The following is a 9,452-nucleotide window of genomic DNA, read 5'->3' as shown; positions in this document are numbered from 1 at the left end:
CCAAAATCGGCTAAACCAGCCCGGCCCATGACCGATGTCAACGAAGCAATCCATGCTCACGACGCCGACACGCTGGAACTTAACGATCTCATCAGCCTGCCGGTTAGCGGTGCCCGCCGGGATACGACACTGGGGCGGGTGTTGTTTAACGAACTATTTCCGGAGGATTTTGAATTTCAGAACGAGCCGATGACCAAAAAATGGATCCAGGCGGTTATGACCAAGGTCTACAACCAGTACGGCCAGGAAATAACGGCGGAAATCGCCGACCAGCTGAAGGATTTGAGTTTTCAATACGCCACCGTATCGGGTATCAGCATGGGCATGGGCGACTTCTCGGAGATAAAAGGCATCGATGCCGTCCACGACAAGGCCGAAGCCAGCGCGGCCGAGATCAGCGAGCAGTACGAACAGGGTTTAATCACCGACGAAGAACGTTACCGGCTGACTGTCCGTAATTGGATGGAAGCAGACGAAGCTGTCCAAAAACTGTTGGCCGCGCAGTTTGCTCAGTCTGATAATGCCATGGCGACGATGGTCGTGTCTGGCGCCCGCGGCAGTGTTGGTCAGGTCAAACAAGTGACTGGTTCGATCGGCGTACTGGCCGATGCCACCGGCCGGGCGATCGAGCTGCCGGTCAGAAGTAATTACCGGATTGGTTTAACGCCTCTGGAATATTTCACCGCGGCTCGCGGCGCGCGCAAAGGCCTAATCGATACCGCGCTCAGGACCGCCGACTCGGGCTACTTAACCCGTCGACTAGTCGACGTTAGTCAAGACCTATTCTCGACCGCTAAATCGGTCAGTGACGCCGGCTTTACTTATTATCGGGCGGATGCCGAAGATGTTGGTATCAACTTCGGCGAAAGAATGCAGGGCCGGGTGCTAGCCGCCACGCTTAAAGACGGGCAGAAAATTCTCGGCAAGACGAACCAGTTGATTAATGAAGATATGGCGGCGGCCATTAACCAGTCTGGTGTCGATGAGGTAACGATTAAAAGCGTTTTAAGCTGCAGCGACGAACGCGGTATCAGCCCCGAATCCTACGGTGTTGATCTGGCCACCGGCGAGCTGGTAAAGCCCTACCAACCGGTCGGCGTTATCGCCGCCCAGTCGATCGGTGAGCCCGGTACGCAGATGACACTTAGAACCTTCCACGCCGGCGGCGTGGCCGGTGACGATATCACCACTGGTCTGCCTCGGATTGAAGAGTTGTTTGAGGCCCGGACACCCAAGGGACAGGCTTACTTAAGCAGCATCGGCGGGGCGGTTTCGGTATGGGAAGATACTAACAACTACGTTGTCCAGGTGGTGGCCGATAAAGCTAAAACTACCGTCCAGCCGCTGGGCAAGAAAACCGCCAACGTTAAGTCCGGCGCAGAAGTCAATAAAGGCGATGTTATTGCTACCTCAGGGGCCGATGACAAAAAGCCGATATTGGCTAAGTCGACGGGAGTTGTCGAAGTCTTTGCCGGTGAGATCATGATCGCCAACACCGAGGGTGCCGTCATGCGCTACGAAATCCCGAACTTCAAACAGCTGGTCGTTAGCGACGGCGACCAAATTGGCAAGGGCGATCGACTAACGACCGGATCGATTAACTTGCACGATCTGATCGAGCTGAAGGGCCTGGGCGAGACCCAGCGTTACATAATCAACGAGGTTTTAAGAATCTTCGTCGCCCAGGGTCAGACGATTGCCGACAAGCACCTGGAAGTTGTAGTCAGGCAAATGTTTTCTCGCGTACAAATCGACGATTCGGGCGACAGCTCGCTGGTAACCGGCGACATCGTTAGCAAAGCCGCGGTAATCGAAGAAAACGCGCGGCTCAAATTAGCTAAAAAAGAGCTGATTAAATACAAGCAGCTGTTGCTGGGAATTACCAAGGTTTCAACCTGGTCGGACTCATTCCTAGCAGCGGCCAGCTTTCAGGACACTACCCGCGTACTGATTAACGCCGCCATTAGCGGCAAGGTCGATCGGTTGCACGGCTTGAAAGAAAATGTCATCATTGGCCGCCGTATCCCGGTTGGTACCGGCGCCAAAGATAGGTTGACCCCTAAGGAGTAATCTGTTTTACTTGAGCCCTATTTATGCCGACGATTAACCAATTAATCAGAAAAGGACGCCGTTCGAGCGGGAGTAAGACTAAATCTCCGGCTTTGCACCGCGTTAATAATACCCTCAAGACTCGAGTCTACGATAAGCCGGGGCCGTTAAAGCGTGGGGTTTGCGTCAAGGTCACGACCAAAACGCCGAAAAAACCCAACTCTGCCTTAAGAAAGGTAGCTCGAGTACGTCTAACCAACGGCCAGGAAGTCTGGGCTTACATCGGCGGCGAGGGCCATAATTTGCAGGAGCACGCCGTCGTACTGGTGCGTGGTGGGCGCGTGCCGGATTTGCCGGGCGTGCGGTATCATATTGTGCGCGGCGCGCTGGATCTTCAAGGAGTGCAAAACCGCAAACAAGGCCGGTCTAAGTACGGGGTCAAGAAAAGCTAATGATGATTAAATTCCAAATTCCAAATTCCAAGCGCCAAATAAGTTCCAAATTCCAAGCACCAAACAGTTGGAGATTTTTTAGGGTTCGTGATGTGGAATTTGGAATTTTGAGCACCGGAGGTGCGAACGATGCCTAGAAAAAAAACCAAATCCCTCCAACGCAAGATTGAGCCAGACCGCAAATACGATTCTGTGTTGGTTCAACGTTTGATCAACAAAGTGATGCTGGATGGCAAAAAACAACTGTCCGAGCGGTTGGTGTATGACGCCATGGAGCTGGCCGCAAAAAAACTCAAGAGCGAAGACCCGCTGGCCACCTTGGAAAACGCGCTGAAGAAGGTATATCCCCATATGGAAGTAAGAGCCCGTCGGGTCGGTGGTGCTAATTATCAGATACCCTATGAGGTTAGAGGTACGCGCCAGACTCACCTGGGCCTTACCTGGTTCGTGGCGGCAGCTCGGGATCGACGCAAAAGCCTAGGCAAGGAGTTCGCCGAAGCCTTGGCGGCCGAGATAGTCGACGCTACAAATGAGACCGGCGCCGCCGTTAAAAAACGCGACGATATCCACCGTATGGCCGATGCTAATCGGGCATTTGCACACTTCGCGAGGTTTTAATCACGATGGAAGGCCCCTTTTTGTCAACTGACGAAGCCGCTATGCCTCCTCCGGAGGCGGTATTGAGGCCATTTAGCTATGGCTATGTAGAACTGGTTATAGATCGGGATACCGGCGAGATGGATGTCATTACTGTTGGCGACCCGGCGATCAGCATGGTAGCTGAAAATGATCTATTAGCCGCTGAAGTCGAATATGGCCGATAAAAAACTGCCGCTCGACCAGACTCGAAACATCGGTATTATTGCCCATATTGACGCCGGTAAAACGACGGTGACGGAGCGAGTGCTGTATTACACTGGAATAACCCACAAAATCGGCGAGGTCCACGAGGGCGAGGCCACCATGGACTGGATGGAACAAGAGCGCGAGCGCGGCATCACCATCACATCGGCCGCCACCACCTGTTTTTGGCGTGACCACCGCATTAATATCATCGACACGCCCGGTCACGTCGACTTCACAGTGGAAGTGGAGCGAAGTTTGCGGGTACTGGACGGCGGCGTGACGGTGTTCGACGGCGTAGCAGGCGTCGAGTCCCAAACCGAAACGGTTTGGCGACAGGCCGATAAATACCAAGTTCCGCGGATTTGCTTTATCAACAAGCTGGACCGCACCGGCGCGGATTTTTATAAAGACGTCGAGATGATTTCTAAGCGGTTGACGGCGAGTGGCGTAGTTATGCAGCTGCCGATTGGCGCCGAGAGCAAATTCTCTGGAGTGATAGATCTTTTAACCAATAAAGCCTTCATTTATATCGCTGAAGACGGCATGACATTTGAAGAACAAGAAGTACCCGGGGATCTACAACCCCAAGCCGATGAGTGGCGGGCCAAACTGGTCGAAAAAGTGGCCGAGACCAATGACCAGTTGACCGAAAAATGGCTGGAGGGCGGCGATATTTCAATTGACGAGCTAAATCGAGCGATCCGACAAGCCGTTATAGACGTTAAGCTACATCCGATCTTTTGCGGCTCAGCACTCAAAAACAAGGGCGTGCAGATGCTGCTCGATGCCATCAACGCCTATTTGCCGAGTCCTGTGGATTTGCCGCCGACCAAGGGCATTCACCCCAAAAGTGGCGAAGAGCAAGAGCGCAAACCTCAAGACAGCGAGCCATTTGCCGCGCTAGCATTTAAAATCGCCACTGATCCGTTTGTTGGCAAACTGGCTTTTTTCCGGGTCTATTCCGGCCACTTAAGCGCCGGCAGTTATGTGTTAAATAGTTCGACCGGCGAGAAAGAACGGGTCGGCCGGATTGTTCGGCTGCACGCCAATCACCGCGAGGATGTGACCGATGTTTACGCCGGCGATATCGCGGCCATCGTGGGCTTAAAGGGTACGACTACCGGCAACACGTTGTGTGATCCGGACAAACCCATACTACTAGAAAGCATCACCTTCCCGGAACCGCCGGTTTCCATCGCGATTGAACCGAAGACTAAAGCCGACCAGGAAAAAATGAGCCAGGCACTGCAACGGTTGGCCGAGGAAGATCCGACTTTCAGGATCAAAGTCGATGATGAAACTGGTCAAACTATCATTTCCGGCATGGGCGAGCTCCACCTAGAGATCATAGTTGATCGGATGAAGCGCGAATTTAAAGTCGAAGCCAACGTTGGCCAGCCGCAAGTAGCTTACCGTGAAACCATCAAGACTCCGGCCGAAGCCGAGGGCAAATTTATCAAGCAAACCGGCGGTCGGGGCCAGTACGGCCACGTTTGGCTTAAGTTGGAGCCACAAGCGGCCGGCACTGGTTATGAATTTGTCGATGCCATCAGGGGTGGTGTTGTGCCGAAGGAATACATACCGGCGGTCAATAATGGTATTCAAGAGGCCATGAGCAACGGCGTTCTAGCCGGCTATCCGGTAGTCGACATCAAAGCAACCCTCTACGATGGCAGTTACCATGATGTAGACTCGAGCGAGATAGCCTTTAAGATTGCCGGCAGCATGGCCTTCCAGGCCGGTTTTAAGCAGGCAAAACCAATTTTGCTCGAACCGATTATGAAGGTCGAAGTTGTTACCCCAGAGGAATTTATGGGCGATGTAATCGGTGATCTGAACTCTAAGCGCGGGAAGGTCGATACCATGGAGGATCGGATGGGGGTCAAAGTGGTCACGGCGCATGTTCCGCTGGCTGAGATGTTTGGTTATACCACTAGCCTTAGATCTATGACCCAAGGCCGGGCCAGTTCAACCATGGAACTGGAAAAATACGAAGAGGTTCCAACCAACGTCGCTCAGGAGGTGATATCAAAAAATGCCGGTTAACAATCCGCAGACAGAGCCCGCGATCAAGGGCAAATTTAGGGAAATGCTTTACGAGCACTATGTGGCTAACAGCCTGAAAGTCTTTAGAACGCAGTCTGAAGCTTGGTGCAGCAGGAATGATATAACCCTTTACAAACAGATAAAGGTTTGAGTATAATTAATCGGTATCTCGCATGAGGTGGGTTACTTCGTGCACGAATTATCAAGGTTATCTAACCAATAACTAAATTAATAGGAGTCCCGCTAGATGGCAGATTTCAATCGAGACAAACCACATGTAAACGTGGGGACCATGGGTCACGTTGACCATGGCAAGACCACATTAACCGCGGCTATAACCGCTACCTTGGCAAAAAAGTTGCCAAGTGATATCAACAAAGCTGTAGCTTACGATCAAATCGACAACGCGCCGGAAGAAAAAGCCCGCGGTATCACCATCGCGACTTCGCATCAAGAATATGAGTCAGAAAAGCGCCATTACGCCCATGTCGATATGCCTGGTCATGCCGACTATGTCAAGAACATGATTACCGGCGCGGCTCAGATTGATGGCGCTATCTTAGTAGTTTCGGCCGCGGACGGCCCGATGCCGCAAACCCGCGAACACGTGCTCTTAGCCCGCCAAGTCGGCGTGCCTTCGATTATCGTGTTTCTCAACAAAATGGACATGGCCGATCCGGAGTTAGTCGAGTTGGTAGAAGTTGACGTACGGGATCTACTGAAGAAATATGAATTTGATGAAAAGGCCCCAATTGTGAAGGGTTCCGCTCTTAAGGCGCTGGAAGGCGACGACAAAGAGATGGATAACATAATGGAGCTCGTCAAAGCCATGGATGACTTTATCCCTGAGCCCAAGCGGGATTTGGATAAAGATTTCATGATGGCGATTGAAGACGTGTTTTCGATCAAGGGCCGTGGTACGGTGGCTACCGGTCGGATTGAAACCGGCATAATCAAAGTCAACGAAGAAGTTGAGATCGTCGGTATCCGCGATACTAAGAAATCGGTCGTAACGGGCGTCGAGATGTTTAAAAAGAACCTGGATCAAGGTCAAGCCGGCGATAATGTCGGGATCTTGCTGCGCGGTATCGAGCGCGAAGACATCGAACGCGGCCAAGTGCTGGCCAAGCCTGGTTCGATTACCCCTCACACTGAATTCGACTCCGAAGTCTACGTCTTAACCAAAGAGGAAGGTGGCCGTCATACCCCGTTCTTTAAGGGTTACAAACCACAGTTTTACTTCCGCACGACCGATGTTACTGGTGAAGTTGAGCTGCCGGCTGACAAAGAGATGGTTATGCCAGGCGACACCGTGACTTTCAAAGTTAAATTAATCCAACCAATTGCCATGGATGAAGGCGTCCGCTTTGCGATCCGCGAGGGCGGTAAAACCGTCGGCGCCGGCGTGGTAACTAAGATTAACAAGTAAGATCCGCCCGATGGCTGAAAAAACCGCAATCGAAACCCCCGGCAAACAACGGATTCGAATCCGTCTGAAAGCCTATGACCATAAAGTGATTGACCAGTCGGCTAAGCAGATCATCGAGACGGCGCTTCGAACCGGCGCTAACATTGCTGGGCCGATACCACTGCCGACACGTCGCTCGACCTACACAGTTGTTAAGAGCCCCCATGTCTATAAAAAAGGCGGCGAGGCATTTGAAATGCGAGTGCACAAGCGGCTAATTGATATTACCGAACCCACACCCAAAACGATCGATAGCCTTATGAGCCTGTCGCTACCAGCAGGCTGCGACGCCGAGATAAAGATGTAACCGCGCTAGCGCTTATGAAAAGAACAAGCACCGCCCCCCGCTGTCCAGCGGAGGGGGCCCTCGGGTTTGTTCTTTTCATTTTTGGCTGTATCCAAAAAGCCGAAATGAATCCGGCTTTTTGGATGATTATCAATCAAGATGAGGTGAGCGTCAAATTCTGAATTGCCGGTTGATGTTTGCTACACTTACGCTATGCCAAAACGGACACAAAAAGTTGAAAAAGACGGAATCTATGTTTTAAAGTTGGTGTTATTTTTCTTGATGGGGGCCTTTTGGCTGCGGATCGCCAAAGAGGACGGCAGCTATCTGAGTTTACCCATCGGTTTGGTATTTGGTGTAGTTTTTGCTAGCCACGACCATTTTCAAGTTGATCGCAAAATCGAGTACGCCGTGTTACTTATTGCCACAGCCCTGAGTGCGTATATCCCGATTGTGGGTTTTTGGGTTTAGCAAACATGGGACGCTTGAAGGCGCTTGTTATTAATTGGCTTCGTCCGCTTAAACGCGGCTGGGGTTATCTGTTGAGTGGGGCGGTGTTGACTGCAACGGGTCTGAATCTCGTCACTGCCCAAACGGCGGCGATTGAAGTCGACGATTGTTGGCGGATAGTCGACGGTTGCCAAATAGCGAGCGTCGATGTCGATAACTTGAAGGCGCAGACGTTTGCTTCGGCAAAAACGCTGGCCCTGACCGATTACTCACATCATCTGAGCTATAAGGTCGTGTTTCAAGGACTGGCAGCCGGCACAGATATTAACGAATTTACCCAGCAGGTCGCTCAGACTCTGGCTGATGATCGTGGCTGGCTGCAGGCTGGCTACTTCTTTGGCCGAGTGCAGCAGGCATCACAAGCGGATTTTATTCTGACGCTGATTGCGGCCGAGTTGCTCGATGGGATACCCGGCTGTGACCACAACTGGAGTTGCCGTTCTGGCAACGGTGTATACATCAACGAAGATCGATGGAACGGTGCTACTACAGCTTGGAACAAGGCTGGCGGTAACTTGAGAGACTACCGTCATATGGTAGTCAATCATGAGATTGGCCACTATTTAGGTCACGGGCACTACCACTGCTCAGATAGCCCATCCAACCTGGCGCCGGTAATGCAGCAACAGTCAATCGATCTGGAAGGCTGCCACTTTAACCCCTGGCCCCTAGCGTTTGAACTGGCGGCCGTCTGAGCTAAGCCCGTACAGGGTTGACACCAGGGGTTTATCCCTGTAGAATTACGCGGTAATAAATCGGCGATGAAATTTTTGGTTCGTCGGCTGGTCCGAATTTCAGGATACCGCCGGGCAACCAAAATTTTTTGCGCCAAAAACAAGGACTAAGGGTGATGAAGGCCATTATCGGTCGCAAGATCGGTACTACCAGTCTGATGCAGGCGGACGGAGCCATTCAAGCGGTGACTCTGGTTCAGGCCGCCCCAAATGTTGTGACGCAGGTAAAGTCGGTTGAGAACGACGGCTATCTGGCCGTCCAGCTGGGCTTGGGCGAAAACCCCCGCCCGGCCAAACCCCAAGCTGGACATGCCAAAGCAAACACGGCGCCCCGCCGCCTGGCGGAGTTCCGGACGGATGAAACTGTGAGCGTTGGCGATACCGTCAGCGTGACTAATTTTGAGCTCGGAGACAAAGTCAAGGTTACTGGGCTTAGTAAAGGCAAAGGCTTTGCCGGCACTATTAAGCGGCACAATTTTCATCGCGGCCCCAAGACCCACGGGTCGCGGAACTACCGCAAACCGGGTTCGATCGGTTCGATGTATCCGCAGAAAGTTTTTAAAGGCAAAAAGATGGCGGGCCGGATGGGAGGCGGGCAAGTTACCGTACGAAACTTAAAAGTTGCTTTAGTTGACGCTGAACATGATCTAATTGGATTGACCGGCGCCATACCCGGGCCGGCTAAGTCCATCGTCAGGATCCAGGAGATTTAAAATGGCGGTCAAAACATTCAGTAAGTCCGGTCAATCAGGCGTCGCCGCCAAACTCGATAAGGCCGTCTTCTCGGTTGACGTCAACGACCACAGCCTACTCAAGCAGGCTTATCTGGCCGAGTCAGCTAATCGCCGTCAGCAACTGGCCTTTACTAAGACCCGAGGAGAGATCAGGGGCGGGGGACGGAAACCCTGGCGCCAAAAAGGTACCGGCCGGGCGCGGTTCGGTTCAATCCGGAATCCGATCTGGCGAGGTGGCGGAATTGTATTTGGCCCGCGTCATAATAATTTTTCCAAACGGCTTAGCCGGTCAGCACGTAACCGGGCTCTGGTCCAAGCACTAACTCT

Annotated in this window: 11 protein-coding genes; all 11 read left to right on the top strand. The window is 52.3% G+C overall.

Features of this window, described 5'->3' with window-relative positions; genetic code table 11:
* Positions 1-2,070 (top strand): hypothetical protein (locus VGA08_00995; protein HEX9679183.1); only part of this gene is annotated, 2,070 nt, incomplete at its 5' end.
* A gap of 23 nt (positions 2,071-2,093) precedes the next feature.
* On the top strand, positions 2,094-2,501 hold the full coding sequence (gene rpsL / locus VGA08_00990) for a 30S ribosomal protein S12 (protein HEX9679182.1): 408 nt from the start codon (positions 2,094-2,096) through the stop codon (positions 2,499-2,501).
* A gap of 129 nt (positions 2,502-2,630) precedes the next feature.
* Complete coding sequence (rpsG, locus tag VGA08_00985) at positions 2,631-3,119, top strand: 30S ribosomal protein S7 (GenBank protein ID HEX9679181.1); 489 nt, start codon at positions 2,631-2,633, stop codon at positions 3,117-3,119.
* 5 nt (positions 3,120-3,124) lie between these two features.
* Positions 3,125-3,325 carry a hypothetical protein gene (locus VGA08_00980; protein ID HEX9679180.1) on the top strand — a complete coding sequence of 67 codons (201 nt, stop codon included), beginning with the start codon at positions 3,125-3,127 and terminating at the stop codon, positions 3,323-3,325.
* Complete coding sequence (gene fusA / locus VGA08_00975) at positions 3,315-5,393, top strand: elongation factor G (protein HEX9679179.1); 2,079 nt, start codon at positions 3,315-3,317, stop codon at positions 5,391-5,393. Before VGA08_00980 ends, fusA begins: the two co-directional genes overlap by 11 nt.
* A 247-nt stretch (positions 5,394-5,640) precedes the next feature.
* Positions 5,641-6,822 (top strand): elongation factor Tu, encoded by a 1,182-nt coding sequence (gene tuf, locus VGA08_00970; protein HEX9679178.1) that lies wholly within the window; start codon positions 5,641-5,643, stop codon positions 6,820-6,822.
* 10 nt (positions 6,823-6,832) lie between these two features.
* Complete coding sequence (rpsJ, locus tag VGA08_00965) at positions 6,833-7,168, top strand: 30S ribosomal protein S10 (protein HEX9679177.1); 336 nt, start codon at positions 6,833-6,835, stop codon at positions 7,166-7,168.
* Between the two features lie 192 nt (positions 7,169-7,360).
* On the top strand, positions 7,361-7,618 hold the full coding sequence (locus VGA08_00960; protein HEX9679176.1) for a hypothetical protein: 258 nt from the start codon (positions 7,361-7,363) through the stop codon (positions 7,616-7,618).
* Between the two features lie 5 nt (positions 7,619-7,623).
* Positions 7,624-8,352 (top strand): DUF3152 domain-containing protein, encoded by a 729-nt coding sequence (locus VGA08_00955; GenBank protein ID HEX9679175.1) that lies wholly within the window; start codon positions 7,624-7,626, stop codon positions 8,350-8,352.
* A gap of 155 nt (positions 8,353-8,507) precedes the next feature.
* Positions 8,508-9,104 carry a 50S ribosomal protein L3 gene (gene rplC / locus VGA08_00950; GenBank protein HEX9679174.1) on the top strand — a complete coding sequence of 199 codons (597 nt, stop codon included), beginning with the start codon at positions 8,508-8,510 and terminating at the stop codon, positions 9,102-9,104.
* A gap of 1 nt (position 9,105) precedes the next feature.
* Positions 9,106-9,452: 50S ribosomal protein L4 (gene rplD / locus VGA08_00945; protein ID HEX9679173.1), on the top strand; the 347-nt coding region annotated here is incomplete at its 3' end.

It is taken from the genome of Candidatus Saccharimonadales bacterium (assembly GCA_036397795.1).
GTDB lineage: Bacteria > Patescibacteriota > Saccharimonadia > Saccharimonadales > DASWIF01 > DASWIF01.
This window is presented reverse-complemented; position numbering and strand designations above follow the sequence as displayed.

Bases quoted from the DNA above. Each gene is read 5' to 3' on its own strand.
- rpsG (HEX9679181.1), top strand. From the start codon at position 2,631: ATGCCTAGAAAAAAAACCAAATCCCTCCAACGCAAGATTGAGCCAGAC.
- VGA08_00960 (HEX9679176.1), top strand. From the start codon at position 7,361: ATGCCAAAACGGACACAAAAAGTTGAAAAAGACGGAATCTATGTTTTA.
- VGA08_00955 (HEX9679175.1), top strand. From the start codon at position 7,624: ATGGGACGCTTGAAGGCGCTTGTTATTAATTGGCTTCGTCCGCTTAAA.
- rplC (HEX9679174.1), top strand. From the start codon at position 8,508: ATGAAGGCCATTATCGGTCGCAAGATCGGTACTACCAGTCTGATGCAG.
- rpsL (HEX9679182.1), top strand. From the start codon at position 2,094: ATGCCGACGATTAACCAATTAATCAGAAAAGGACGCCGTTCGAGCGGG.
- rpsJ (HEX9679177.1), top strand. From the start codon at position 6,833: ATGGCTGAAAAAACCGCAATCGAAACCCCCGGCAAACAACGGATTCGA.
- tuf (HEX9679178.1), top strand. From the start codon at position 5,641: ATGGCAGATTTCAATCGAGACAAACCACATGTAAACGTGGGGACCATG.
- fusA (HEX9679179.1), top strand. From the start codon at position 3,315: ATGGCCGATAAAAAACTGCCGCTCGACCAGACTCGAAACATCGGTATT.
- VGA08_00980 (HEX9679180.1), top strand. From the start codon at position 3,125: ATGGAAGGCCCCTTTTTGTCAACTGACGAAGCCGCTATGCCTCCTCCG.